21 protein-coding genes and 1 tRNA gene are annotated in these 24,995 nt (G+C 65.7%); 10 read left to right on the top strand and 12 right to left on the bottom strand.

The features are described from left to right. Positions 1–20 precede the first annotated feature (20 nt). Positions 21–1,622, top strand: a complete 1,602-nt coding sequence (locus BUB09_RS09220) for an amidase family protein (protein ID WP_072896907.1) — start codon at positions 21–23, stop codon at positions 1,620–1,622. A gap of 131 nt (positions 1,623–1,753) precedes the next feature. Here the strand turns inward: BUB09_RS09220 and BUB09_RS09215 are convergent. The 3 genes from BUB09_RS09215 to rplM all read right to left on the bottom strand — a co-directional run bounded on the left by BUB09_RS09215 (position 1,754) and on the right by rplM (position 2,782). After that, positions 1,754–1,827: transfer RNA gene (locus tag BUB09_RS09215), tRNA-Gln, on the bottom strand. Between the two features lie 107 nt (positions 1,828–1,934). After that, positions 1,935–2,330 carry a 30S ribosomal protein S9 gene (rpsI, locus tag BUB09_RS09210; RefSeq protein WP_072896905.1) on the bottom strand — a complete coding sequence of 132 codons (396 nt, stop codon included), beginning with the start codon at positions 2,328–2,330 and terminating at the stop codon, positions 1,935–1,937. Between the two features lie 14 nt (positions 2,331–2,344). Beyond that, positions 2,345–2,782 (bottom strand): 50S ribosomal protein L13, encoded by a 438-nt coding sequence (rplM, locus tag BUB09_RS09205; RefSeq protein ID WP_072897431.1) that lies wholly within the window; start codon positions 2,780–2,782, stop codon positions 2,345–2,347. A gap of 282 nt (positions 2,783–3,064) precedes the next feature. Between rplM and BUB09_RS09200 the strand changes: the two genes are divergently transcribed. Next, positions 3,065–3,724 (top strand): lysophospholipid acyltransferase family protein, encoded by a 660-nt coding sequence (locus tag BUB09_RS09200; RefSeq protein ID WP_072896903.1) that lies wholly within the window; start codon positions 3,065–3,067, stop codon positions 3,722–3,724. 7 nt (positions 3,725–3,731) lie between these two features. Here the strand turns inward: BUB09_RS09200 and BUB09_RS09195 are convergent, their stop codons facing one another. The 3 genes from BUB09_RS09195 to BUB09_RS09185 are packed head-to-tail and all read right to left on the bottom strand — an operon-like array spanning position 3,732 to position 6,995. Next, positions 3,732–4,793: a PilT/PilU family type 4a pilus ATPase gene (locus BUB09_RS09195; RefSeq protein ID WP_072896901.1), complete on the bottom strand. Its 1,062-nt coding sequence runs from the start codon at positions 4,791–4,793 to the stop codon at positions 3,732–3,734. Beyond that, positions 4,790–5,956: a PilT/PilU family type 4a pilus ATPase gene (locus BUB09_RS09190; RefSeq protein WP_072896899.1), complete on the bottom strand. Its 1,167-nt coding sequence runs from the start codon at positions 5,954–5,956 to the stop codon at positions 4,790–4,792. The genes BUB09_RS09195 and BUB09_RS09190 overlap by 4 nt, the downstream gene beginning before the upstream one ends. Before the next feature lies 1 nt (position 5,957). Further along, positions 5,958–6,995 (bottom strand): type IV pilus twitching motility protein PilT, encoded by a 1,038-nt coding sequence (locus BUB09_RS09185; protein WP_072896897.1) that lies wholly within the window; start codon positions 6,993–6,995, stop codon positions 5,958–5,960. A gap of 93 nt (positions 6,996–7,088) precedes the next feature. Between BUB09_RS09185 and BUB09_RS09180 the strand changes: the two genes are divergently transcribed. Both BUB09_RS09180 and rpiA read left to right on the top strand, forming a co-directional pair. Next, entirely contained in the window at positions 7,089–7,817 is a 729-nt protein-coding gene (locus BUB09_RS09180) for a YggS family pyridoxal phosphate-dependent enzyme (RefSeq protein ID WP_072896895.1), read from the top strand. A 19-nt stretch (positions 7,818–7,836) separates the two neighbouring features. Beyond that, positions 7,837–8,499 carry a ribose-5-phosphate isomerase RpiA gene (rpiA, locus tag BUB09_RS09175; protein ID WP_072896894.1) on the top strand — a complete coding sequence of 221 codons (663 nt, stop codon included), beginning with the start codon at positions 7,837–7,839 and terminating at the stop codon, positions 8,497–8,499. 84 nt (positions 8,500–8,583) lie between these two features. Here the strand turns inward: rpiA and BUB09_RS09170 are convergent, their stop codons facing one another. Next, positions 8,584–10,056 carry a DEAD/DEAH box helicase gene (locus BUB09_RS09170; RefSeq protein WP_072896892.1) on the bottom strand — a complete coding sequence of 491 codons (1,473 nt, stop codon included), beginning with the start codon at positions 10,054–10,056 and terminating at the stop codon, positions 8,584–8,586. A gap of 270 nt (positions 10,057–10,326) precedes the next feature. On the opposite strand from BUB09_RS09170, the gene BUB09_RS09165 reads away from it, so the two are divergent. Then, entirely contained in the window at positions 10,327–10,818 is a 492-nt protein-coding gene (locus BUB09_RS09165) for a DUF4399 domain-containing protein (RefSeq protein WP_072896890.1), read from the top strand. 42 nt (positions 10,819–10,860) lie between these two features. Here BUB09_RS09165 and BUB09_RS09160 read toward each other — a convergent pair whose 3' ends face one another. Beyond that, positions 10,861–11,739, bottom strand: a complete 879-nt coding sequence (locus BUB09_RS09160) for an alpha/beta fold hydrolase (protein ID WP_072896888.1) — start codon at positions 11,737–11,739, stop codon at positions 10,861–10,863. A 94-nt stretch (positions 11,740–11,833) separates the two neighbouring features. On the opposite strand from BUB09_RS09160, the gene kynU reads away from it, so the two are divergent. From kynU to BUB09_RS09145, 3 genes are all read left to right on the top strand, one after another. Next, positions 11,834–13,066, top strand: a complete 1,233-nt coding sequence (gene kynU, locus BUB09_RS09155; RefSeq protein ID WP_072896887.1) for a kynureninase — start codon at positions 11,834–11,836, stop codon at positions 13,064–13,066. Between the two features lie 2 nt (positions 13,067–13,068). Continuing rightward, the gene (locus BUB09_RS09150) at positions 13,069–14,001 is read left to right on the top strand and encodes an alpha/beta hydrolase family protein (RefSeq protein ID WP_217650276.1); all 933 of its coding nucleotides are present in this window, start codon (positions 13,069–13,071) and stop codon (positions 13,999–14,001) included. Positions 14,002–14,135: 134 nt separating this feature from the next. Next, the gene (locus BUB09_RS09145) at positions 14,136–14,543 is read left to right on the top strand and encodes a hypothetical protein (protein WP_072896885.1); all 408 of its coding nucleotides are present in this window, start codon (positions 14,136–14,138) and stop codon (positions 14,541–14,543) included. Between the two features lie 48 nt (positions 14,544–14,591). Here the strand turns inward: BUB09_RS09145 and BUB09_RS09140 are convergent, their stop codons facing one another. Beyond that, positions 14,592–15,803, bottom strand: a complete 1,212-nt coding sequence (locus BUB09_RS09140; RefSeq protein WP_072896883.1) for an argininosuccinate synthase — start codon at positions 15,801–15,803, stop codon at positions 14,592–14,594. A gap of 141 nt (positions 15,804–15,944) precedes the next feature. Here BUB09_RS09140 and rnt point away from each other — a divergent pair, with 141 nt between their 5' ends. Both rnt and BUB09_RS09130 read left to right on the top strand, forming a co-directional pair. Further along, positions 15,945–16,640, top strand: a complete 696-nt coding sequence (rnt, locus tag BUB09_RS09135; RefSeq protein ID WP_084083300.1) for a ribonuclease T — start codon at positions 15,945–15,947, stop codon at positions 16,638–16,640. Between the two features lie 111 nt (positions 16,641–16,751). Next, entirely contained in the window at positions 16,752–19,205 is a 2,454-nt protein-coding gene (locus BUB09_RS09130; RefSeq protein WP_072897428.1) for a penicillin acylase family protein, read from the top strand. A gap of 22 nt (positions 19,206–19,227) precedes the next feature. On the opposite strand, the gene BUB09_RS09125 is transcribed toward BUB09_RS09130, so the two are convergent. Genes BUB09_RS09125 through BUB09_RS09115 form a run of 3 tightly spaced genes read right to left on the bottom strand, consistent with a single transcriptional unit; the run spans position 19,228 to position 24,945 of the window. Continuing rightward, the gene (locus BUB09_RS09125; protein WP_072896882.1) at positions 19,228–20,640 is read right to left on the bottom strand and encodes an efflux transporter outer membrane subunit; all 1,413 of its coding nucleotides are present in this window, start codon (positions 20,638–20,640) and stop codon (positions 19,228–19,230) included. Continuing rightward, positions 20,637–23,795 (bottom strand): efflux RND transporter permease subunit, encoded by a 3,159-nt coding sequence (locus BUB09_RS09120; RefSeq protein WP_072896880.1) that lies wholly within the window; start codon positions 23,793–23,795, stop codon positions 20,637–20,639. The genes BUB09_RS09125 and BUB09_RS09120 overlap by 4 nt, the downstream gene beginning before the upstream one ends. Positions 23,796–23,799: 4 nt before the next feature. Next, positions 23,800–24,945, bottom strand: a complete 1,146-nt coding sequence (locus tag BUB09_RS09115; RefSeq protein ID WP_084083298.1) for an efflux RND transporter periplasmic adaptor subunit — start codon at positions 24,943–24,945, stop codon at positions 23,800–23,802. Positions 24,946–24,995: the final 50 nt, after the last annotated feature.

The following is a 24,995-nucleotide window of genomic DNA, read 5'->3' as shown; positions in this document are numbered from 1 at the left end:
ATCCCTTGCAGGTGCTCCCAATGAAACCTTCGTTGAACACGATGCTGTTCGCTGCCGCGCTGGCGCTGAGCTTTCCGACGCTGGCCGATGCCAAGACCTTCGACCTGCAGAACGCCGGCATCCAGGAGATCCAGGACGCGGTTGGTGCCGGTGCGCTCAGCTACGAAAAGCTGACGCAGCTGTACCTGGCGCGGATCGCCGCTTACGACAAGCAAGGGCCGTCGCTGAACACGGTGATCACGCTGAACAAGGCGGCGCTCGATACCGCGCGTGCACTCGACAAGGAACGCAAGACCAAGGGTCTGCGCTCGCCGTTGATGGGCATTCCGATCCTCGCCAAGGACAATTACGACACGGCCGACATGCCCACCAGCGGCGGCAGCTTCGTGTTGGCGAACTCGCTGCCGTATCAGGATGCGCCGAGCATTCGTCAGCTGCGCGAAGCCGGCGCGATCATCTTGGCCAAGGTCAACATGGATGAATTTGCTCACGGCGGCATCGGCTATTCGTCGCGTCTCGGACAGACCTTGAACGCACACGATCCGCGTCGGCATCCGGCCGGGTCCTCGGGCGCCACCGGATCAGGCCTGGCCGCGTGGTTCGCGCCGCTGGGCTTAGGCTCGGACACCGGTGGCTCGATTCGTGGGCCGTCGTCGGCCAACGGCGTCGTCGGCATCAAACCCACGAACGGCCTGATTTCACGCACTGGCATCATGCCCTGCGTGTTGAGCTTCGACACGGGCGGGCCGATGGCGCGCACCGTCTACGACGCCACGGTCGCGCTCGGTGCGATGACCGGCGTCGATCCCCAAGATCCACTGACGTCGACCAGCGCTGGGCTCTACTACAAGGACTACACCCCGTTCTTGAAGAAGGACGCGCTCAAGGGCGCACGACTCGGCGTGATCCGCGACTTCCAGGGCACCGATCCGGAAGTCGACCGCGTGTTCGATGCGGCGCTGCTGGAACTGAAGGCGCAAGGCGCGGTGCTGGTCGACGGCTTGAAGTATCCGGCGATCGCGATCAACAACCGCAGTGACGTGATGGACCCGATGCGCGCCGAGGTCAAGGACAACTACGTCGCGTATCTGGGCACGCTGCGTCCGGGCTTGCCCAAAACCGTGACCGAAATGGCCGAGCTCGGCATGAAGCTGACCGCACCCCAGGGCGAGTTCCGTCCGCATCCTTCGGTGTTCACACGCTTCAAGGCGCTGGGCGAGCGCGAGCCGATCACGAATCTCAGCTACACCTCGGCCAAGCAGTACGGCATGAAGGCCGTGCAAGGCGCCGTGCTCGGCTTGATGGAAGCCCATCAAGTGCAGGCGCTGGTGTACCCGACGCGCTCGCGCCAGCCGGAGATCATCGACCCGAACGTGGCCAACGTCGTCGACCGCAAAGGCGCGCCGTCGCTGACCAGCATCGCCAACGTGACCCAGTTTCCGGACGTGATCGTGCCGGCCGGCATCACCAACGAAAAGATGCCGGTGACGATCAGCTTCCTCGGCCCGGCGTACAGCGAACCGCGGCTGCTCGGCTACGCCTACAGCTACGAGCAGGCCACACACCACCGCGTGTCGCCCGCGACGACGCCGCCGCTGCCGGGCGAACGCTTCGACTACTGAGCGCAGCGCACCAGCCCGCTGCAGCACACGGCAAGCCGAGACGGTTGCCGGCCGTCGCCGAAGCCCGCGCAGGCTGCAGAACGCAAAAGCCCCCGTCACTCGCGTGACGGGGGCTTTTGGGTGCCGAAGAGTGGCTGGGGGACTAGGACTCGAACCTAGATAACGGGAATCAGAATCCCGGGTCCTACCATTAGACGATCCCCCAGTAGGAATCGTGAGAAGCGCGATATTAACGCTTCTCGACACTCTCCCCAAGGCTGACGCCGCAACATCCGGCGCCAGCTCTGGAGAGCCAAACGAAAACCCGAAGGTTTAGCGCTTGGAGTACTGCGGAGCGCGACGGGCCTTGTGCAGACCGACCTTCTTACGCTCGACTTCACGCGCGTCGCGAGTGACCAGACCGGCATCACGCAGCGTCTTGCGCAGCGTTTCGTCGTACTGGATCAGCGCGCGGGTGATGCCGTGGCGGATCGCGCCGGCCTGACCCGACGGGCCGCCACCGGTGACGGTGATGTAGATGTCGAAGCGGGTGACGGCGTCAACCAGTTCCAGCGGCTGACGAACCAGCATGCGGCTGGTTTCGCGACCGAAGTACTGCTCGACCGTCTTGCTGTTGATCGTGATGTCGCCCTTGCCGGGCTTCAGGAACACGCGGGCCGCGGCGGTCTTGCGGCGGCCGGTGCCGTAATTCTGTTGAGTCGTAGCCATGTTCGAAGACCGGATTAGATGTTGAGCGGCAGCGGCTGCTGGGCGGTGTGCGGGTGCTCGGCACCGGCGTACACCTTGAGCTTGCGGAAGTTGGCGTAGCCCAGCGGGCCCTTGGGCAGCATGCCCTTGACCGCCTTCTCGAGCACGCGCTCCGGATGCTTGGCCATCATGTCGGACAGCGCCGTCTGCTTGATGCCGCCCGGGTGCATCGTGTGACGCCAGTAGATCTTGCCGTCCATGCCGTTCATCTTGTTGCCGGTGAAGGCAAGCTTCGCGGCGTTGATCACGACGATGTAATCGCCGGTGTCGACGTGCGGGGTGAATTCGGGCTTGTGCTTGCCGCGCAGGCGGCGAGCGATTTCCGAGGCGAGTCGGCCGAGCGTCTTGCCGTCGGCATCCACGACATACCAGTCGCGCTTGACGGTTTCGCCCTTCGCCATGAAGGTCTTCATCAGTGTCATCCAGCTAGCCCACGCATGTGGGTCGTTATAGTTCAGTTTCCCGACCGCGTTGCGGCCACTGCTATGGGAAACCTCGTGAGGGCGCGGATTGTAGAGATCAGCCGGTGGAAAATCAAACCGGTGACGCCTGCGGGACAACAGATCCGCGCGGCAGGTTAAGCTGATCGCCTCGCGGGGCCAACGGCGCTCCGGCGACAAGGCGCGCGTCTTCCCGTATCGCGCGCCGGCAACGCCCGGGGGATCGCCAAACCTGGGGCCTTGCCCTGGAGCCTCTTGCTCAATCGATTGCTGTTGTTCCCGCTGATCTACGCGGTCGTGCGCCTGTTCGATCTGACCTACCGGTTCCGCAGCCAGTTTCCGGCGGTCGCGGCCGACGCCGCGATCCAGAGCTACGTGCTGGCGATCTGGCATCAGAACTTGTTCTCGGGAATCCTCGCGCAGCAGCGCCGCCATTGCGTGATCGTGTCGCGCTCGCGAGACGGCGATCCGGTGACCTTCCTGTGTCGCAAACTCGGCCACGAGGTCGTACGCGGCAGTTCCCGCCGGGGCGGCCGTGATGGCCGCGACAAGGGCGGCAAAGAGGCCAAGGACGAAATGATTGCCCGGCTCCAGGCGGGCCTGCCAGGCGCGGTGACCGTCGATGGTCCACGCGGTCCGGCACACCAGGTCAAGCCCGGCATCATCGAGATGGCACGCGTGGCCGGCGTGCCGGTGGTGCCCTATCTGACGCTGGCGCAGCGCTACTGGACGTTCCGCAGCTGGGACGCCTTCCGAATGCCAAAACCGTTCACGCGGGTCGAAGTCTGCTACGGCGCGCCGATCCCGATCCCGCCCGATACCGCGTTCGAAGACTTTGCTGGCTATCAGCAGCGTATCGCCGACGCACTGCAGGCGCTCGAGATCGAAGCCCGGCAGCGCTTGCTGACGCCCTGAAACAGCGTCAGCCGCCGAAGGCGATACGCGCCTCCAAGTTGGAGCGGGAATCTGCGTTGTCGAGCGCTTCTGAAAGCTCGATCTTGCCGGACTTCCAAAGCTCATGCAGCGACTGGTCGAAGGTCTGCATGCCATTGCTCGACGACTGGTCCATGACATTCTGAATTTCGTCGATGCGCTGCGTCAGGATCAACTCCTGAACGAACGGCGTATTGATCAGCACCTCGTACGCCGCGCAGCGCCGGCCATCCTTGGTGCGAACCAAGCGCTGCGAGACGATCGCACGCAGTGTCAGCGACAGATCCAGATACAACTGCTGGCGGCGATCGGCCGGATACAGATTGACGACGCGCTGCAGCGCTTGCGCCGCGTTGTTGGCGTGCAGCGACGACAGCGCGAGGTGACCGGTATTGGCCAACTGTACGCAGGCATCCATCACCTCCCGCGTGCGGATCTCGCCGACCATGACGATGTCGGGTGCTTCGCGCAGCGCACTGGCCAACGCACGCTCGAAGCTGGCCGTATCCTGGCCGACCTCGCGTTGATTGACGATGCACTGATGATTCGGATGCAGGAACTCGATCGGATCCTCAACCGTCAAAATGTGCCCACCACCGCTGTGGTTACGGTGGCGGATCATCGCCGCCAATGTGGTGCTCTTGCCGGACCCCGTCGCACCGACGACCAGAATCAAGCCGCGCTTGAGCAGACTCAGCGACTTGAGTACCTCAGGGGCCGCAACATCATCGAGTGTCGGGATGTCGGCCTTGACGTGCCGCAGCACCATGCCGACATGACCGCGCTGATGGAACAAATTGACGCGGAACCGACCGAGCGTTCCGACATGCAGTGCCAGATCAAGCTCCAGATCACGGGACAGCTTCTCGCGCTGCTGTGGCGTCACGGCATCGTCGACCAGCTCACCCAAAGTCTGCGGCGTCAGCAGAATCTTGCCGACCGCCATCATCACGCCTTCGATCTTCAGCATCGGCGGTGCGCCGACCGAAAAGAACAGATCAGATCCGTTCTTGTCGACCGCCAGCTTCAGGTACGGCAGTAGCTTGCTCATCGACGGCGCACGTCGTTTGCGTCTTCTTTCTTGATCGCAAGCTGGGACAGCGCGTCGCTGGCCATCAGGTCGGGCGCCGCACGACGGGATTCGAGCTTGACGCGCAAGCGCAGCTCGTTCTGCGAATCAGCGTTGCGCAACGCCTCCTCGTAGCTGATCTGCCCGTCTTCGTACAGCTTGAACAGACATTGGTCGAAGGTGACCATGCCTTGCTCATTGCTGCGCTTCATGACCTCTTTGATGCTGGCAACCTCGCCCTTGAAGATCAGGTCGGCGATCAGCGGCGAATTCAGCAGGATCTCGATCGCGGCCGCACGTCCGCCGCCTTCCTTGCGCACCAGACGCTGCGAGATGATCGATCGCAGATTCAGCGACAGATCCATCAACAGCTGCTCGCGCTTTTCCTCAGGGAAGAAGTTGATGATGCGGTCGAGTGCCTGGTTGGCGCTGTTGGCATGCAGCGTTGCCAGTACCAGATGACCGGTTTCAGCAAAGTTGATCGCGTACTCCATCGTTTCGCGGGTACGGATCTCACCGATCAGAATCACATCGGGCGCCTGGCGCAGCGTGTTCTTCAGCGCCATTTCCCAGCTTTGCGTGTCCGAGCCCACTTCGCGCTGCGTGATGATGCAGCCGCCGTGAGGATGGACGAACTCGACAGGGTCCTCGATGGTGATGATGTGACCTTGGGAGTTTGCGTTGCGGTAGCCGAGCATCGCCGCCAGCGACGTGCTTTTGCCTGAGCCGGTCGCACCGACCATCAGCACCAAGCCGCGCTTGGACATAACCACTTGCTGCAGCGTGGCCGGCAGGCCTAGATCCTCGAACTTCGGGATCGTCGTATTGATCGTACGCAGCACGCCGCCGACACGGCCCTGCTGCACGAACGCATTGACGCGGAATCGGCCGATGTTCGGCGGCGCGATCGCGAAATTGCATTCGCTGGTCGCTTCGAAATCCTTGAGCTGCCGGTCGTTCATGATCGCGCGCACGATCAACGACGATTCTTCGGCCGTCAGCGGCTTGTCCATGACCGGCGTCAGCTTGCCGTCGATCTTGATGGCCGGCGGAAAGCCTTCGGTCAGGAACAGGTCGGAGCCGTTGCGCTGCTTCATCAGCAGCAATAGCTGCTGTACCAGCTTGATCGCCTGGTCGCGCTCCATGTCAGACCAGCTCCATCGGCTTGTTGGCTTTGCGCTTGGCTTCGGCCGGGTCGATCAAACCGCGGCGGACCAAGTCGCGCAGGCATTGTTCGAGTGTCTGCATGCCGTCTTTCTGGCCGGTCTGGATCGAAGAGTACATCTGCGCGACCTTGTTCTCGCGGATCAGATTCCGGATCGCCGGCGTACCGAGCATGATCTCGTGCGCGGCGATACGACCGCCGCCCTTTTTCTTCATCAGCGTCTGCGAAATCACCGCACGCAGCCCCTCGGACAGCATCGAGCGGACCATATCCTTCTCGGCAGCGGGGAAGACGTCGACGATGCGATCGATGGTCTTGGCCGCCGACGAGGTGTGCAAGGTGCCGAGCACCAGATGTCCGGTTTCGGCGGCGGTCAGTGCCAGCCGTATCGTTTCCAGGTCGCGCAACTCGCCGACCAGGATCGTGTCGGGGTCCTCACGCAGTGCCGATCTTAGAGCCTCGTTGAAGCCCAGCGTGTCGCGATGCACCTCGCGCTGGTTGATCAGGCATTTCTTCGACTCATGAACGAATTCGATCGGGTCTTCGATCGTCAGGATATGGCCGTACTCGGTATTGTTCTTGTGGTCGACCATCGCGGCCAGCGTCGTGCTCTTGCCGGAGCCGGTCGGTCCAGTGACCAGAATCAGACCGCGCGGGGTGTCGGCCAACTCACGAAAGATCGGCGGGCACTTGAGGTCGTCCAGCGACAGAATCCGAGACGGAATCGTGCGGAACACGGCGCCGGCGCCGCGTGCTTGGTTGAAGGCGTTGACTCGGAAGCGCGCCAGACCGGGAATCTCGAACGAGAAGTCGGTCTCCAGATACTCGTCGTAGGCCTTGCGCTGCTTGTCGTTCATGATGTCGTAGACCATGTCATGAACCTGACGATGATCCATCGGCGGCAAGTTGATCCGCTTGACGTCACCGTCGACTCGGAGCATCGGCTCGACCCCGGCCGACAAGTGCAGATCGGAGGCTCCTTGCTGCACGCCGAAGGTCAGCAATTGCGCAATATCCATCCGTCGCGAAGCCTCATGTTGTGGAGCGATTGGTTCGGCGTGACACTATCGGCTATCCCCCCGCTGCCGCAACGATAACCCACGCCATTACGGATGTCCGATCTCGCCGCCCGTCTGGAACATGTCATGGACCGCATTCGCACCGCCTGCGTCGCAAGTGGACGCGACGCGAGCGCGGCCCGGCTACTCGCGGTATCCAAGACGGTGCCGGTCGACACGATCGCGTACGCGCGGTCGCTCGGGCTGCGCGAGTTCGGCGAGAGCTACCTGCAGGAGGCACTGCCGAAGATCGCGGCGCTGGCCGCGGACCGGCCGGTCTGGCATTTCATCGGGCCGGTGCAGTCGAACAAGACACGCGACATCGCGGCTCATTTCGATTGGGTCCACGGCGTCGACCGGCTGAAGATCGCCGAGCGCCTGTCGGCACAGCGTCCGGCGTCGATGACGCCGCTGAACGTCTGCATTCAGGTGAACATTTCCGGAGAGCCGAGCAAGTCGGGCTGCGAGCCGGGCGAGACGCTGGCACTGTGCCTGGCCGTGGCCGGCCTGCCGCAGTTGCGCCTGCGCGGCTTGATGGCGATCCCGGCACCGTTGCCGGATGACGCGAGCGCCGAGCAAGCGCGCGCACCGTATGCGCTGCTGCGCGGCATCGCACAGCAGGTAAAATCGGCGCTCGCAGCACGATCGCCAGAACACGCGGCCGACTTCGACACATTGTCGGCCGGCATGTCCGACGATCTCGAAGCGGCCATTGCCGAAGGCAGCACGCGGGTCCGTATCGGCAGCGCGTTGTTCGGCGAGCGTCCCTCCCACACTGTTTGATTGCAGACGAGACACACTCATGAGCCAGGACCTGGCCAAGCGCAAAGCCGCCGAAGCGGCGCTCCGTTACGTGGTGCAAGGCGAGATGCTCGGCGTCGGCACTGGGTCGACGGTCAACCACTTCATCGACCTGCTCGCCGAGCGTCATTTCGATATCGCGGCCGCCGTATCCTCGTCGGAGGCCAGCACCGAGCGCCTGCGCGCGCACGGCTTCAAGGTGATCGACCTCAACGCCGCCGGTCCGCTGTCGGTCTATGTCGACGGCGCCGACGAATCGAATCACCAATTGCAGCTGATCAAAGGCGGCGGCGCGGCACTGACCCGCGAGAAGATCATCGCGGGCGCATCGGCGGTGTTCGTCTGCATCGCCGACGAATCCAAGCTGGTGGACACGCTGGGCGCGTTCCCGCTGCCGGTCGAGGTGCTGCCGATGGCGCGCAGCTTCGTCGCACGCGAGCTGGTCAAGCTCGGTGGCGAGCCGGTGCTGCGCGCCAACGTGATCACCGACAACGGCAACCCGATCATCGACGTGCGCGGCTTGCGCATCACCGACCCGCGGGCGCTGGAGACAGCGATCAACACGATCCCCGGCGTCGTCACCGTCGGCCTGTTTGCGCACCGCCCGGCCGACCGGCTGATACTCGGCTCGCCCAGCGGCGTTCGCGAAGTCGTCGCGCGCTGAGTCGCCGCTGCCCGGCACCCGGATCGCAGGCACAAAAAAGGCGGCGCCAATCGGCGCCGCCTTTTTCACATCGACCGCAAGCCTTTAGCGCGGACCGCGCGGGCTGCTGCTGTGCGGACGCGCGCCACCACCACCGTTGCGCGGACGGTTGTCGCCGCCACGGCGGTGCGACGACGGCGCCGTCTCCCCACCGCGATTGACGTTGATGCTCGGGCCCGGCTCGGCCCGAGGACCACGCGGCTGACCCTGTCCGCCACCGCCGCCGGCCGGCGCTGAACGCTGACCGTGGCGCGCGCCCTGGCCGTGACGCTGCGGCTGGCCGTTGCCGCCACCCGGGCGCTGGCCCTGACGCTGACCGTGACGCTGCATCGGCGGACGCGGCGCTTCTTCGGGCTCGGGATTCAGACTCTTGCTGCCGAGCTCGAAGCCTTCGACGATGAAGCCGGGCAGTTCCTTCTTCAGCAGGCGACGGATCGACTTGAGGTCGTCATGCTCGTCGGCCGACACCAGCGAGATCGCCTCGCCGTTGCTGCCGGCGCGACCGGTACGACCGATGCGATGGACGTAGTCCTCCGGCACGTTCGGCAACTCGAAGTTCACCACGTGCGGCAGCTGCTCGATGTCCAAGCCACGCGCCGCGATGTCGGTGGCGACCAGCGCGCGGATCGCGCCGCTCTTGAAGTCGGCCAGTGCCTTGGTACGCGCGTTCTGCGACTTGTTGCCGTGCAGCGCAGCGGCCGTGATATTCCACTTGTTGAGCTTTTCGACGAGGCGGTTGGCGCCGTGCTTGGTGCGCGCAAACACCAGCGTCTGCTGCCAGTTGCTGCTGCTGATCAAATACGCCAGCAGTTCACTCTTGCGCGCCTTGTCGACGAACACCACGCGCTGCTCGACGGATTCGGCCGCCGAGTTGCGCGGCGCGATGTCGATCGTCGCCGGGTTGTGCAGGAAGCTGGTCGCGAGCTTGCGGATATCATCCGAGAACGTCGCCGAGAACATCAGGTTCTGGCGCTGCTTCGGCAGCTGCGCGATCACGCGCTTGATATCGTGGATGAAGCCCATGTCGAGCATGCGGTCGGCTTCGTCGAGCACCAGCATTTCCACAGCCGACAGGTCGATCGTGCGCTGACCGACGTGGTCGAGCAGACGGCCCGGCGTGGCGACCAGAATGTCGACGCCGTTGCGCAGGATGTCGATCTGCGGGTTGATGCTGACGCCGCCAAAGATCACGGTCGTCTTCAGCGGCAGGTGGCCGCCGTAGGTGCGCACGCTTTCAGCGACCTGTGCCGCCAGTTCGCGCGTCGGCGTCAGCACCAGCGCCAGCGGCTTCTTCGACTGCGTCTTCAAGCCTTCGGCGCGGCGCTGGATCAGCCGATGCAGCATCGGCAGCGTAAAGGCCGCCGTCTTGCCGGTGCCGGTCTGCGCCGCAGCGAGCAGGTCGCCGCCCTTGAGGATGACCGGAATCGCCTGAGCCTGGATCGGCGTGGGCTGGGTGTAACCTTCTTGCGCAACAGCGCGCAGCAGGCCTTCTTCAAGGCCCAGTTCTTCAAACAACATACGGGTGTGACTCCTGAACGCGCCTGCGCCATGACGTGCATGGGCGAACCGGTTCAGGCCGCTGGTTGGGGGATCGGGCAAGTGCTGCGAAGCGGCGCCTACCACGAGGTTTGCGGATGCGAGCGGGCCATTGTGTAAGGCCCAGGCTCATGGCGCCAACCGGTGGGCGCCTCGACAAACGCCGACACTATAGCGATGTCGGTGCCTCACCGCCATCACGCATCCCGCGCAGTATCATCGTGCCGCCCCTTACTGCTCAGGAAACTCCGCATGAAGCGTCTCCCTATCGCCCTGACCCTGATCGCGCTTGCCACGGCGCTGCCTTCGACCGCCGCCGACAAGTTCGCCGACTACAAGGCGATGGCCAAGCAGCAGGCCAGCAACTACGCCGCCGAAAAACTGAACCTGCCGACCCCGGCGCCGGCCGGTGCCCGGGCCTACTTCCCGACCTTGAAAGACGGCGACACGGTCAGCTCGCCGGTGACGGTGGTGTTCGGCGTCAGCAACATCGGCATCGCACCCGCCGGCACGCAGGTCGATGGCACCGGCCATCACCATCTGCTGATCGACGACCCGACGATCGACTACACGGTGCCGATGCCGGCCACCGACAACGTCAAGCACTTCGGCAAGGGTCAGACCGAAACCGTGCTGGCGCTCAAGCCCGGCAAGCACACGCTGCAGCTGGTGTTCGGCGACTGGAAGCACCAGGCGTTCAATCCGTCGATCCAGTCGGACAAGATCACGATCACGGTCAAGTAACCGCGCTCGCGTCGCAAGCCGGCGGCCGATGCCGCCGGCTTGTTAGTCGTCGCGCAGAAAATCGATCACCAGCTGCGAGAACGCGGCCGGTTGTTCGATCTGCATGAAATGGCCCGTCTCCATCCGCTGCACGTCGAGCCCGGCCGTGAACAGATGCTCCTGGTGCGAGAACATCTCGGCGCCGACGGCACCGTCGCGCACACCATAGATCAGCCGCGCCGGTACGCTCACCGGGCTGCTGGCCAAGCGCCACACTTCGCTGTCGCCGAACAAGCGGCGCAGCCCCCGGTAGTAACTAAGCGCCGCCGTCAGCCGCCCCGGCTCGGCGAACGCAGCCTTCAGCGATATCCACCATTCGGCGTTGTTGAATGCGAGCCCCGGTGAGGCCACGGCAATGCCCTTGGCCAGCATCTCGAAGTCGTTGCGCATCAGCCGGCGTTCGGCGCTGCCGGCGAACTGGAACGCGAAGATGTACCAGGACCGCCGCAGCTGGGCCCAACTCGGCCGCAGCATGAAACGCCGCAAATGCGGCACGGCCGCGCAGACCATTTTGCGGATGCGGTCCGGCCGCAGGTTGGCAGCGGCATAGGTGACGGCGGCGCCCCAGTCGTGCCCGACGACGCAGGCCTGCTCGGCGCCGAGTTCGTCGATCAGTGCGACGACATCCATCGCCAGCGCGGTCAGCGAATAGTCGCCGTCGGCCGGCATGCTGCTCGGCGCGTAGCCACGAAGATACGGCGCCACCGCGCGGTAGCCTTCGGCAGCCAAGTCGCGCAGCAGCGGAACGAAGTTCTCAGCGCGGTCAGGGAAGCCATGAAGCACCAGCACCAGCGGCCCCTGCCCCAGCGACAGGCAGACAAAGTCAATGCCATTGGCGCGGATCGCCAGCGACTCGGGTACCGCATTGTGGAAATCGCGCATGCAAGGCCTCGCAAGACAAGCCGCGATTGTACTCAGGCACAGGCCGGCAACGAGGCGTTAGGCTAGATCGCCGATCCAACTGCAGACTGCCGATATGCCGACACGCGACGAACTCAGGCGCTGGGACCTCGCCGATCCGCTGGCGCCGATGCGCGCGCAGTTCGTGCTGCCCGAGGGCGTGATCTACCTCGACGGCAACTCGCTCGGCGCGATGCCGCGCGCTGCGGCCGAGCGCGTGCGCCGCACGCTCGACCACGACTGGTCGCAGCAACTGGTGCGCAGCTGGAACAGCGCTGGCTGGGTCGATCTGCCGATCGCGGTCGGCGCGCGGATCGGCCGACTGATCGGCGCGCGCGACGGCGAGACGCTGGCCTGCGACTCGACGTCGATCAATCTGTTCAAGCTGCTGTCGCTCGCGGTCGCGCAGCGCCCGGGACGCAAGCTGATTCTGTCGGACACCGATAACTTTCCGACTGACCTGTACATGGCCCAAGGCTTGGCCGCGCTGCTCGCCAACGGTCTGGAACTGCGCACGGTCGGGATGGACCAACTGATCGACACGATCGACGAGCGCGTCGCCGTCGTCTCGCTGAGCCACGTCAATTACCGCAACGGCGCCTTGTACGACATGGCCGCCGTCACTCGGCGCGCGCACGAGGCCGGCGCGCTGATGCTGTGGGATCTGGCGCATTCGGCTGGCGCGCTGCCGATCGCGCTGGCCGACTGCGACGTCGATCTGGCGGTCGGCTGCGGCTACAAGTACTTCAACGGCGGGCCCGGTGCGCCGGCCTTTCTATACGTATCGCGAGCGCTGCAACAGACGGCCGCAACACCGCTGACCGGCTGGTTCGGCCATGCACGGCCGTTCGACTTCGTGCCCGGTTACGCGCCGGCCGACGGCGTGGCGCGGATGCAGGTCGGCACGCCGCCGATTCTGTCGATGGTCGCGCTCGACGCGGCGCTCGACGTCTGGGACGGCGTGTCGCTGCAACAGGTCCGCGACAAGTCGATCCGCCAGTGCGAGTTGTTCGTCGACTTGGTCGAGCAGACCATGCCCGGCGTGTTCGAGCTGTACTCGCCGCGCGACGCGGCGGGTCGTGGCAGCCAGGTCTGCCTGCGCCATGCCGATGCCTGGCCGATCATGCAGGCGCTGATCGCCGACGGCGTGATCGGCGACGTACGTGCGCCCGACATCCTGCGGTTCGGCTTTACGCCGTTGTATCTGTCGTATTGCGACGTGTACGACGCCGCCGCCAAGCTCGGCGCGATCATGGCCAGCGGGCGCTGGCGCGAGCCGCAGTTCCAGGCGCGGGCCAAGGTCACCTGATGATGCGCAAGACGCTGTGGCTGGCCTTGCTCGCGATCAGCGCCTGCGCGTCGCCCGCTCGCCATCATTCCGACCCGGTTCCCATGGCAAACAAGGACCCTGCTGCGATGCTGACCTGGACCGAACTATCGGCGCGGCCACTGCCTCCGTCCGGACTGCGCATCGCTTACGGCGACGGGCCCGAGCAGTTCGGCGAACTGCGACTGCCGGCCAGCACCGGTCCCCATCCGGTGGTCGTGCTGATCCACGGCGGCTGCTGGCTCAGCGACTTCGACTACCGCTACATGACCCACCTCGGCGACGCGCTGGCGACGCAGGGCTATGCCAGCTGGACGATCGAGTATCGCCGCCTCGGCGCCTCGGGCGGCGGCTGGCCGCAGACATTCACCGACGTTGGCCTCGCGCTCGACGCGCTGCGCGACATCGCGGCGACCCAGCCGCTGGACCTGGGCCGGATCGTCACCGTGGGGCATTCGGCGGGCGGGCAGCTGGCGCTATGGCTGGCCGCGCGCCCGCGCCTCGCCGCCGACAGCGAGCTTCGAGGTCCAGCGCCGCTGCCGGTGCGCGGCGTCGTCGGCCTGGCGGCGATCACCGATTTGGCCGAATACCGGATCGGCCCACCCGACTCCTGCCACGCTTCGGTCGACCCGCTGCTCGGCGGCACGCCGGACACGGTGCCGCTGCGCTACGCGCAGACCTCACCGCGCGCGCTGCTGCCGCTGGGGGTGCCGCAGTGGCTGATCCAGGGGCAACGCGATCCGATCGTGTCGGCTGATTCGGTCGAGCGCTTTGTCCAGGCTGCGCGGCATGCCGGCGATCGCTCGCAAACGCGGTTGCTCGACGTCGGCCACTTCGACGTGGCTGCGCCTGACCACGAAGCGTGGGCAGCCTTGCAATCGGCCTTAGCCGAAGCGCTGGCCGGTGCACCGCCGTAAGGCGGCGACCGTCGGTCTGCGCTAATCAGCCGCCGGCACCCTCAGGTGCCGGATCGGGAGATTTTGACCATGGCCGCGCCGGCCTCGAGCGCGCACTGTGGATCGACTCATCCGTCAGCCGCTCCGAGTTGCCCATGATCATCCGCCCGCTACTGCGCACCCTGCCGGGGCTGCTGCTGTACTTGGTCGCCCATGTCAGCGCCGCCTATGAACTGACGGCCGCCGACTACGCGGCGATGGGCGATGAGCTGCCGGCCTGGGACCACAACGGACGCCTGCCGGAAGGCGCGTCGCAACAATACGAGTTGGAGCGGATCGACCAGCAGATCGAGGAGCGCCTGCAGCGACTGCGCGTTTCGGCGTTCCTGCTCAAGCAAATGGAATCGATGAGCCCGGACCCAGAGCGCTTTCGTAGCGTCAGGGCCGACTACGCCACGCAGCAGCGCAGCTTTGCGCTGTGGCGCGAGTCGGCCGAGCGGCGGCGCGAGGCGATTCTCGGTCAGCTCGGCGGGCCGAGGCTGGCCGTCACCGGCCAGCGCTGAATCACCACGATGACCGGAGCGCCGCAGGGCGCCCCGGTCGCAGCGCGACTACTGCCGGTCGCGCTTGGCGCCGGTACGCAGGCGCAGGCCGTTCAGGCGAATGAAGCCTTCGGCGTCCTTCTGGTTGTAGGCGCCGCGGTCGTCTTCGAACGTCGACAGCGTGGCGTCAAACAGCGTGTCCTTGCTGCGACGGCCGGCGTTGTAGACGGCGCCCTTGTACAGCTTCAGCCGCACTTCGCCGTTGACGCGGGTCTGGGTGTCGTCGATCAGCGCCTGCAGCATGCGGCGCTCCGGACTGAACCAGTAGCCGTTGTAAATCAGCTTGGCGTAGCGCGGCATCATCTCGTCCTTCAGATGCGCCTGCTCACGATCCAGGCACAGTGATTCGATCGCGCGGTGCGCCTTCAGCAGCACCGTGCCGCCGGGCGTTTCGTAGCAGCCGCGGCTCTTGATGCCGACGTAGCGGTTTTCGACCAGATCGAGCCGGCCGATGCCGTGCTTGCCGCCGAGCTTGTTCAGTGCATCGAGCACTTCGAACGGCGTCATCTTCACGCCGTTGACCGCGACCGCGTCGCCGCGCTCGAACTCGATGGTGATGTACTCCGCTTCGGCCGGCGCGTCTTCCGGGTTGGTGGTCAGACGCCAGATGCTGTCGTCCGGCGTCCACCACGGATCTTCCAGGCCGCCGCCCTCGTAGCTGATGTGCAGCGCGTTGGCGTCCATCGAATAAGGCGAGCCGCCGTCCTTCTTCTTGGTGATCGGGATCTGGTGCTTGGCCGCGTATTCCAGCAGCTTTTCGCGCGAGTTCAGGTCCCATTCGCGCCACGGCGCGATCACGTTGACTTCAGGCCACAGCGCGTAGGCGCCGAGTTCGAAGCGCACCTGGTCGTTGCCCTTGCCGGTCGCGCCGTGGCTGATCGTGTCGCAGCCGGTCTGGCGGGCGATCTCGACCAGGCGCTTGGCGATCAACGGGCGCGCGATCGAGGTGCCGAGCAGGTATTCGCCCTCGTACACGGCGTTGGCGCGGAACATCGGGAACACGAAGTCGCGGACGAACTCTTCGCGCAGGTCGTCGATGAAGATTTCCTTGACGCCCAACTGCTGCGCCTTCGGGCGGACGTGGTCGAGCTCCTCGCCCTGACCGATGTCGGCGGTAAACGTCACCACCTCGCAGCCGTAGGTGTCCTGCAGCCACTTCAGGATGACGGAGGTATCCAGCCCGCCGGAATAGGCGAGCGCGACTTTGCGGGGTTTGGTCATGGCAGCGTCAGGGCGTCAGAAAGGGAACCGGCCGGGTGCCGGGGGCGCGATTATAGTGTGGCGCTCCGCGATGCGGGCTCGCCGGGCAGCCGGTATAGTGCCAATCCGCGGCGCAAAGCCGGCCAGCAGCTTCCCTCTCGCATGGATTCACCCGTAAAACCCCCGCGTGTCGGTCACCGCTTTCGCGGCTTCTTGCCCGTGGTCGTCGACGTCGAAACCGGTGGCTTCAACAACCAGACCGACGCCCTGCTCGAAGTCGCCGCCGTGATCCTGGGCGTGGACGAGGCCGGCAATCTGGTGCCCAAGCAGACCGTGTTCTCGCACGTCGAGCCCTTTCCGGGTGCCAACCTTGAGCGGGCGTCGATGGAGGTCAACGGCATCAAGGTCGACAACCCGCTGCGGCTGGCGCGCAAGGAACCCGAGGCGCTGGCACACATTTTCAAGCCGATCCGCCAAGCGGTGTCCGAACAAGGCTGCACGCGGGCGATCCTGGTCGGCCACAACGCGCATTTCGACCTCGGCTTCCTGAACGCGGCAATCGCGCGCACCGCGATCAAGCGCAGCCCGTTCCACCCGTTTTCGGCATTCGACACGGTGTCGATCGCCGGCGCGATGCTCGGCCAGACGGTATTGGCCAAGGCGCTGGTGGCGGCCGGCTTGCCGTACGACACGCGTGAAGCCCATTCGGCGATCTACGACGCTGAACGTACCGCCGACCTGTTCTGCCTGCTGGTCAACAAGATGCGGCCGCTGTACGAAAGCCTGGTCGGCGCCCAGCCGAACCTCGCCGAAACCTACGCCGACCCGCTGGACCCGCCGGGCGCCGAAGCGCAGTAGACGCATCGCCGATCCACCCGAACGGACGTAGCGCCGGCCGCGGTCGTCCGCTAGCGTCGTCACCGATGCGCAGGCCATGACCTGCGCCCCGAACAGGTGACGGAGGACGACATGCAAGCCCATCGACTCGGCCCGGTGCTGGCCCTGGCGCTGCTGGTCGCCGCTTGCGGCGGCGGCGGTAGCGACGACAACCGCAGCACCGGCGGCGGCAACCCGGGCGGCAGCAGCGGCACCTACGATGTCACCGTGGTGCGTACCCGCTTCGGCATTCCGCATATCAACGCGCGTGATTTCGGCAGCCTCGGCTACGGCTACGGCTACGCTTTTGCCGAAGACAATCTTTGTACGATGCTCGACGACTACGTGACGGTACGCGGCGAGCGCGCGCGTTACTTCGGTCGCGACGGTTCCTATTCGATTCCAGCCGTGCCGGTCACGGCGAACAACGTCGACAGTGACTTCTTCTGGAAACTGCTGGCCGACAACACGGCCGTTGCGCGCTTCAAGGCCGGCGCCGCGCCCGAGGTGCAGCAGGCTTCGCGCGGCTACGTCGCCGGCTTCAATCGCTACATCGGTGAACTGAAGGCCGGCCAGCACCCAGGCCGGCACGTTGCCTGTGCCGGCAAGCCCTGGCTGCAGAACATCACCGAGGACGACATGTACCGGCGGTTCCTGCGGCTGGCGGTGATCGCCAGCGGCAGTGCGCTGACCACCGAAATCGCCACGGCTCAGCCGCCGCTGATTCCGCCGACGGCCAGCGCGGCGCGCGGCACTGCGCAAGATGCGCTGAACAACGCCGCGCTGGCGCGGCTGTCGCCGGACGCCGAACCGTTCGCGCGGCTGCGCGAGCACCGCTTCGGCAGCAATATGTACGCGCTCGGCAAGCAGGCCAGCGCCACCGGCCAACCGATCGTATTCGGCAATCCGCACTTTCCGTGGACCGGCACCGAGCGCTTGTATCTGGCGCATCTGACGATACCGGGGCGGCTCGACATCATGGGCGTCGGCCTGTACGGCGTGCCGCTGGCGCTGATCGGCTTCAACGACAAGCTGGCGTGGAGCCATACGGTATCGACCGCCTACCGATTCACGCTGTACCAACTGGCGCTGAACCCGCTCAAGCCGACGCAGTACTTCTACGAAGGCCAGCTCAAGGACATGGAGGCCGTACCGCTATCGATCCAGGTGGCCGAAGCCGACGGCAGCCTGAGCACGCAGACGCGCACGCTGTATCGAACGCAGTACGGGCCGATGCTCGAAATCAGCGCGGCAGGCGTGCCGGTACTGGGCTGGACGACGACCACCGGCTTCACGATGCGCGACGCCAACTACGAAAACACCCGGCTGATCGACCAGTTCTACCGCTGGAATCTGGCTACCAGCCTCGACGAATTCAAAAGCCTGCACAAAAGCATCCTCGGCACGCCGTGGGTCAATACGGTCGCCTCGGGACCGGACGGACGCGCGTACTACGGCGACGTCACCGTCGTGCCCAATGTGCCCGATGCCAAGGTCGCCGCCTGCAAGCCGCCGATCACCGGCACGCTGGTCGGCGCGTTGGTGCCGGGCCTGCCGCTGCTGTATGGCAATCGCGCGCAATGCCAGTGGGACACCGACGCCGACGCGCCGGCACCCGGCATCTTCGGCCCCGGCAATCTGCCGACGCTGGAGCGCGACGACTTCGTCCACAACTCCAACGACAGCTATTGGCTGACCAACCCTGCCGCGCCGATCACCGGCTTTGCCCGGATCATCGGCGACGAGGGCACCGAACGCAGCTTGCGCACGCGGCTGGGCCTGCTGCAGGTGCTGCGCCGGCTCGACGGCAGTGATGGTCGGCCCGGCCGCACATTCGACCTGCCGACGCTGCAGCAGACCGTGCTGTCGAGCCAGATCTACAGCGCGGAACTGGCGCGCGACGCGGTCGTCGCCGACCTGTGCGCTGGCGGCACGCAAGCGGCCGCCTGTGCGGTGCTGGCGCAATGGGACCGGGCCGACAACGTCGACTCGGTTGGCGGGCATCTGTGGCGCGAATTCTTCCGCAACGCCGCGTCGGCCACCGCGCTATGGAACACGCCGTTCGACCTGGACGACCCGGTCAATACGCCGCGCGACTTGAACACCGCCTCGCCGCAAGTGCGCAGCGCATTCAGTGACGGCATCGCGGCGGTGAACGCAGCCGGCATCGCGCTCGATACGCCGATGGGCCAGATCCAGCACTCCGGTGTCAGCCGCCGTCCCAACGGCGAGCCGATTCCGGTGATCGGCGGCGAAGGCTTCGAAGGCGCGTTCACGATCGCCAGCACCAGCGGGCCGATCGGCCGCGAAGGCTATCCGGTGGACTTCGGCAACAGCTATATCCAGACCGTGACGTGGGAAGGCAGCGGCAGCAGCGCGCGCGTGCGCGCCGAAGGCTTCGTCACCTATTCGCAGTCGACCGATCCGGCCAATCCGCACTACCGCGATTTCACCGAGGCCTACGCGCAGAAGCAGTGGCTGCGCTTCCCGTTCCACGCCGATGAAGTGGCTGCGGCCAAAGAAAGCGAACAGCGGCTGACCGAGTAAGCGCGCCGCTTCTGCTGTGGCGTCAGCCGCCGGTTGCAGCAGCCGGCGGCGGCGCGGCCTGCCACCCACCACCGAGCGCCTGATACAGCTGCACGCTGGCGAGCAGCGTGTCGAGCCGCGCCTGGGTCAGCGTCAGCTTGGCGGCGAACAGATCGCGGTCGGCGTTGATCACGTCGAAGTACGACGAATAGCCGACCTTGTAGCGCGCCAACGCGATCTCATGCGCGTCGTTCTGGGCGCTAACCAGCGCGGCCTGTGCCGCCTCGTATTCCGCCGTTTTCTGGCGCCCGACCAGCGCATCGGCGACTTCGCGGAACGCGGTGCGCACGCTGCGCTCGTAGCCGAGCAGCGCGACGCGGCGGCCGGCATCAGCAAAGTCGACCTGATAACGGTTGCGATCGGCATCGAGCAGCGGCTGCAGCAGATTGACGCCGATCGACCAGTTCTCGGCCGGACTGGTGAACAACTGCGACATCTCGTTGGACAGGCTGCCGTAGGACCCGGTCAGCGAGATCGTCGGAAACAGCGCCGCCTTGGCGACGCCGACACGGGCATTGGCCGCCACCAGCGCCTGCTCGGCTTGGCGCAGGTCGGGACGGCGCTCCAGCAGCGACGACGGCAGCCCGGGCGGCAGCGACGGCGACACCGGCTGCGACGCCAGCTCGTGTGGCGGTCGCGCAACCGCTGCAGGATCGCCACCGAGCAACAGGCTCAGCTGGTTTTCGGTCTGCGCGATGCGACGCTCCAGCGTCGGTACGTTGGCCTGTGCCGTGGCCAGCTGCGCTTGCGCGGTGGCCACGTCCAGGCCGCTGACGGTGCCGCGCTCGAACTGCGCCTGCGTCAGGTCGACGAAAGCCTTGCGCAGCTCCAAGGTGGCGCGGGTGATGTCCAGCTGCTGGTCCAGCGCCAGCAGCGTGAAGTATTGCGTGGCGACGGCGGCGACCAGCGACACCTTGACCGCCTGGCGCGACGCGTCCGACGCCAGCAGGTCGGCGCGGGCCGCTTCGCGAGTGCGGCGGATACGGCCCCAGAAATCCAGCTCCCAGGAAAGATCGGCCGACAGCGAACTGCGCTCGAAGCGACGATCGGGCAGCGGCGCGCTGAACGTCGACACGCGTTGCTCGCCAAGACTGGCGCCGGCCGACAACTGCGGCAGCAATTGCAGTCCGGTCGCCTGCAGGCTGGCACGAGCCTGATCGACCCGAGCCGCCGCGATGCGCACGTCGAGGTTGTTCTGCAGCGCGCGTGCGATCAATTCGGCCAACGTCGGATCACGATAGACCTGCCACCAGCCGCTATCACCGAGCGAGTCGGTTGAGCCGCTGGTGTCGAGACGGAACTGCGCCGGCAGTCGCAGATCCGGACGCTGATAGTCGGGGCCCAGCGCACACGCCGACAGCAGCGCCGCGGCGGCCATCAGGGTCAGTCGTCTCATGCGACGCTCCCGCTATCGGTGCCCAGAGACGGACCGCGCGGGCGACGTCGCATTCGTTCGCTGAGCCCTTGGATCAAGACGTAGAACACAGGCGTGATGAAGATGCCGATCAGAGTGGCGGCCAGCATACCGAACACCACGGCGGTACCGAGCACCTGGCGCGCACCGGCGCCGGCGCCGGTGGCGATCACCAACGGCAAGGTACCGAGGATGAAGGCCAGCGAGGTCATCAGGATCGGCCGCAAGCGCAGTCGCGAGCCTTCGATCGCAGCCTCGACCAGCGGCATGCCGCGTTCGTGAGCCAGCTTGGCGAACTCGACGATCAGGATCGCGTTCTTGGCCGCCAAGCCGATCAGCATCACCAAGCCGATCTGCGCGTAGATGTCGTTGGCCATGCCGCGTACCGTGAGCCCGAGGTAGGCGCCGAACACCGCGAACGGAATGCCGAGCAATACCGCGAACGGCACCGCCCAGCTTTCGTACTGCGCGGCCAGTACCAGAAATACGAACAGCAGCGCCAAGCCAAAGATGTACGGCGCCTGCCCGCCGGATTTCTTCTCTTGATAGGTCACGCCGGTCCAGTCGAATGTGAAGCCGGCGGGCAGCGTTTGCGCCAGTTGCTCCATCACCGCGACCGCCTCGCCCGAGCTGTAACCGGGCGCCGCCGAGCCGTTGATCGTGGCCGCGCGGAATACGTTGTAGCGCTCGATGTACTCGGAGGTGCTGTTGGTCTTGATCGATACCAGCGTCGACAACGGCACCATATGCCCAGTGCTGGATCGCACGTACAGATGATTGACCGCCTCAGGCGTTGCGCGGAACTCGCCTTCGGCCTGTGCCGTGACGCGGAACGTGCGTCCGTACAGATTGAAGTCGTTGACGTAGCTGCCGCCGAGGAAGGTCTGCAGCGAACCGAAGATGTCCGACAGCGGAATGCCGAGCGTCTTGGCGCGCTCGCGGTCGATCACATATTCGATCTGCGGCGAGTTGGCGTTGTACTGGGAGAACACGCGCGTCAGCTCCGGCCGCTTCGCCGCATCGCCGAGAAACTGTTGCAGCACGCTGTTGAAGTTGCGGATGTCGCCGCCGGATCGATCTTCGAGCACGAACTCGAACCCGCCCGCCGCCCCGATACCGGGAATCGACGGCGGATTGAGCACGATGAAGTTCGCGTCCTGGATCTGCGACAGCGCGCCGCTGAGTCGCTTGACCAGCGCGGTCGACGACTGATCCGGGCCGCTGCGCTCGGACCAGGGCTTGAGCGTGACGAAGATCGTCGCGTTGTTTGCGGAATTGACGCCGGTCAGCAGATTGAAGCTGACCAGCGACACCATGTTCAGCGTCTCCTGCTGAGCGCTGATGATCTGCCGCGCTTGCTCGACAACGGCTTGCGTGCGCTGCTGCGTTGCGGCCGGCGGCAGATTGACCGCCATGATCAGATAACCTTGATCCTCGTCGGGCAGGAAGCCGGTCGGGCGCGCCATCAGCAGCCATAGCGCGGCCAGCGTCAGCGCAGCGAACACGGTCAGCGCAATCACCGAACGGCGGATCGCAAAACGCACGCTGCGGCTGTAGCGCTGCGTGACGCGGGCGAAGCCGCGATTGAACGCACCGAAGAATCGGCCGAGCGGGCTGCGTGACGGCTGCTCCGGCGGCGGCTTGAGCAGCAGCGCGCATAGCGCTGGTGTGAACGTCAGCGCCACCAGGGCCGACAGCAACACCGACACCGACAGCGTCAGTGCGAACTGCCGGTAGAACTGGCCGGTGAGGCCCGGCAGAAATGCCACCGGGATGAACACCGCCGACAGCACCAGGGCGATCGCGATCACCGGGCCGGTGACGTCCTTCATCGCCGCTCGCGTGGCCTCTCGCGCCGGCATCTTGTGCTCGACCATTTTCTCGGTGACCGCTTCGACGACGACGATCGCGTCATCGACGACCAGGCCGATCGCCAGCACCAACGCGAACAGCGTCAGCGTGTTGATCGAAAACCCGAGCGCGACGAATACCGAGAACGTGCCGATCAATGACACCGGCACGGCCAGCATCGGGATCAGCGTGGCCCTCCAGTTTTCGAGGAACACGAACACGACCAGCAGCACCAGCAGCACGGCTTCGACGAAGGTGTGCTGGACTTCGCGCACCGACTCGGTGACGAACAGCGTGGTGTCGAACGGCACGACGTAGTCGATGCCCTGTGGGAAGGTCTTCGACAGATCGGCCATCGCCGCGCGCACGCGCCGCGCCACATCCAGCGCATTGGCATCGGGCAACTGATAGACCGCGATCATCGCCACCGGCGTGCCGTTGAGCAGCGACGAGCGACCATAGTCCGTGGCACCGAGTTCGATCCGCGCGACATCCTTCAGATGCACCACCGAGCCGTCGCTGCGCGAGCGCAGCACGATGTTCTCGTACTCGGCGGGATTGGACAGGCGGCCCTGGACGCGCACCGAATACTGCTTCTGCTGCCCTTTCGGGATCGGCTCAGCGCCGATCGCGCCGGCGGGCGCGACCACGTTCTGTTCGGTCAGCGCGGCGTTGATGTCCTGCGTGGTGATGCCGAGTCGCGCCATGCGGTCGGGGTCGAGCCAGACGCGCATGCCGTAGTCGCGAGCGCCAAGCACCACCACCTGCCCCACGCCGGGAATCCGCGCCAGCGCGTCGTAGACGTTCAGCGTGGCGTAGTTCGACAAGAACAAATAGTCGTAGCGCGGATCGCTGGCACGCAGCGCGGTGATCATCAGCACTTGCGGCTGGCGTTTGAACACGCTGACGCCGGCCCGCGTCACGTCGGTTGGCAGCTGGCGCTGCGCGATCGACAGCCGATTCTGGACGTCGACGGCGGCCAGATCCTGATCGGTGCCGATGTCGAACGTGATGTTCAGCGAATAGCTGCCGTCGTTGGCGCTCTTGCTGTTCATGTACAGCATGTTGCGCACGCCGTTGACCTGCTGCTCGATCGGCGCGGCCACCGAGGCTTCGACCGTGCTTGCATCGGCGCCCGGAAAGCTCGCCGACACGACGACCGACGGCGGCGTGATCGGCGGAAAGCGGGCGATCGGCAACTGGCTCAGCGCGATCGCGCCGGCCAGCGTGATGATGATCGACAGCACCGTGGCGAAGATCGGCCGGTCGATGAAGAAGTTGACCATCGCGCTAGCTCTTTGAGGCAGCGGGCGCTGTCGGCGGCGCGTCGCTGAGAATCACGCCGGGACGTACCTTGCCGAAGCCGTCGACGACGATGCGGTCGCCGGCCTTCAAGCCGTCCTGCACCAGCCAGTCACTGCCGATCCGCGCACCCATGCGCACGTCCTGCGACACCGCCTTGCCGTCGGCATCGGCCTTCCAGACGTAGGTCTTGCCCTGCAGTTCCTGCACGGCTTTCTGCGGCACCAGGATCGCATCGGGCAGGTTCTGCGCCGCCACCACGACGCGCGCAAACTGCCCGGCGCGCAGCGTGCCGTCGGGGTTGGGTACTTCGAGCCGCACCGGCAGCGTGCCGGTGGTGCGATCAACCGCAGCATCAATCAAGTTGAGCCGCGCCGGCTGCGGATACTCCGAGCCGTCAGCGAGCACGATACGGAACTGCGACGCCGACTTGCCGGACGGTTCGCGTCCGCCCCACTGGCGCTGCAACTCCAGCATCCGTTGTTCGCTGATACTGAAATTTACGTACATCGTCGTCGTGTCGTAGACGGTGGTCAGCAGCGAGGTGTAGGCGGTCACCAGACCGCCGGTGCGGAACTGCGCGCGGCCGACCAGCCCGTCGATCGGCGAACTGACATTGGTGTAGTCCAGATTCAGCTGCGCGGTCTGCACGCCAGCGCGAGCGGCTTCGACGGCTGCCTTGCCGGCGTTGGTGCGCGTCACCACCGCGTCGTATTCCTGCTGGCTGACGGCGTTGATCTCCGACAGCGGCTGCACGCGCGTCAGATCGCGCTGCGCTTGGTCCAGCGTGGCTTGGGCTTGCGCCAACGCGGCTTTGGCGTTGGCCAGCGCGGCAACGTAGGGCTGGGCATCGATCCGGAACAGCACTTGTCCGCGCTTGACCCGTTCGCCTTCAAGCGCCGCCTGCTTTTCGAGCAAGCCGCCGACCCGCGGCCGGATCTCGACGGTGTTGATCGCGTCGATCTCACCGACGTAGTCGATCGTCACCGTAGCCGCGCGCGGCGTCACCGTGGCCAGCGTCACCGGCACCGGCGGGGGTGGCGGAGGAGCGGACGCCTTGGAGCAAGCGCCGACGGCCAGTGCGCAGAGCACCGACAACACGGTGGTGTGATGAAGGGGACGAGACAGGCGCATCGCAATCCTTGGCTTGAGCCCGCGATCCGGGCATGACGGGCGGATACCGC

Source organism: Hydrocarboniphaga daqingensis, assembly GCF_900129825.1.
Taxonomy (GTDB): domain Bacteria; phylum Pseudomonadota; class Gammaproteobacteria; order Nevskiales; family Nevskiaceae; genus Hydrocarboniphaga; species Hydrocarboniphaga daqingensis.
Note: the sequence above shows the minus strand (reverse complement) of the source record. Positions and strands in the feature narration are given on the sequence as shown.

Excerpts from the sequence above, each read along its gene's own strand:
- BUB09_RS09180 (WP_072896895.1), top strand. The coding sequence starts at position 7,089 with ATGTCCGATCTCGCCGCCCGTCTGGAACATGTCATGGACCGCATTCGC.
- rnt (WP_084083300.1), top strand. The coding sequence starts at position 15,945 with ATGGATTCACCCGTAAAACCCCCGCGTGTCGGTCACCGCTTTCGCGGC.
- kynU (WP_072896887.1), top strand. The coding sequence starts at position 11,834 with ATGCCGACACGCGACGAACTCAGGCGCTGGGACCTCGCCGATCCGCTG.
- BUB09_RS09125 (WP_072896882.1), bottom strand. The coding sequence starts at position 20,640 with ATGAGACGACTGACCCTGATGGCCGCCGCGGCGCTGCTGTCGGCGTGT.
- BUB09_RS09140 (WP_072896883.1), bottom strand. The coding sequence starts at position 15,803 with ATGACCAAACCCCGCAAAGTCGCGCTCGCCTATTCCGGCGGGCTGGAT.
- BUB09_RS09220 (WP_072896907.1), top strand. The coding sequence starts at position 21 with ATGAAACCTTCGTTGAACACGATGCTGTTCGCTGCCGCGCTGGCGCTG.
- BUB09_RS09150 (WP_217650276.1), top strand. The coding sequence starts at position 13,069 with ATGCGCAAGACGCTGTGGCTGGCCTTGCTCGCGATCAGCGCCTGCGCG.
- BUB09_RS09120 (WP_072896880.1), bottom strand. The coding sequence starts at position 23,795 with ATGGTCAACTTCTTCATCGACCGGCCGATCTTCGCCACGGTGCTGTCG.
- BUB09_RS09190 (WP_072896899.1), bottom strand. The coding sequence starts at position 5,956 with ATGGAGCGCGACCAGGCGATCAAGCTGGTACAGCAGCTATTGCTGCTG.
- BUB09_RS09165 (WP_072896890.1), top strand. The coding sequence starts at position 10,327 with ATGAAGCGTCTCCCTATCGCCCTGACCCTGATCGCGCTTGCCACGGCG.
- BUB09_RS09115 (WP_084083298.1), bottom strand. The coding sequence starts at position 24,945 with ATGCGCCTGTCTCGTCCCCTTCATCACACCACCGTGTTGTCGGTGCTC.
- BUB09_RS09160 (WP_072896888.1), bottom strand. The coding sequence starts at position 11,739 with ATGCGCGATTTCCACAATGCGGTACCCGAGTCGCTGGCGATCCGCGCC.
- BUB09_RS09145 (WP_072896885.1), top strand. The coding sequence starts at position 14,136 with ATGATCATCCGCCCGCTACTGCGCACCCTGCCGGGGCTGCTGCTGTAC.
- rpiA (WP_072896894.1), top strand. The coding sequence starts at position 7,837 with ATGAGCCAGGACCTGGCCAAGCGCAAAGCCGCCGAAGCGGCGCTCCGT.
- BUB09_RS09130 (WP_072897428.1), top strand. The coding sequence starts at position 16,752 with ATGCAAGCCCATCGACTCGGCCCGGTGCTGGCCCTGGCGCTGCTGGTC.
- BUB09_RS09170 (WP_072896892.1), bottom strand. The coding sequence starts at position 10,056 with ATGTTGTTTGAAGAACTGGGCCTTGAAGAAGGCCTGCTGCGCGCTGTT.
- rplM (WP_072897431.1), bottom strand. The coding sequence starts at position 2,782 with ATGAAGACCTTCATGGCGAAGGGCGAAACCGTCAAGCGCGACTGGTAT.
- BUB09_RS09185 (WP_072896897.1), bottom strand. The coding sequence starts at position 6,995 with ATGGATATTGCGCAATTGCTGACCTTCGGCGTGCAGCAAGGAGCCTCC.
- BUB09_RS09195 (WP_072896901.1), bottom strand. The coding sequence starts at position 4,793 with ATGAGCAAGCTACTGCCGTACCTGAAGCTGGCGGTCGACAAGAACGGA.
- rpsI (WP_072896905.1), bottom strand. The coding sequence starts at position 2,330 with ATGGCTACGACTCAACAGAATTACGGCACCGGCCGCCGCAAGACCGCC.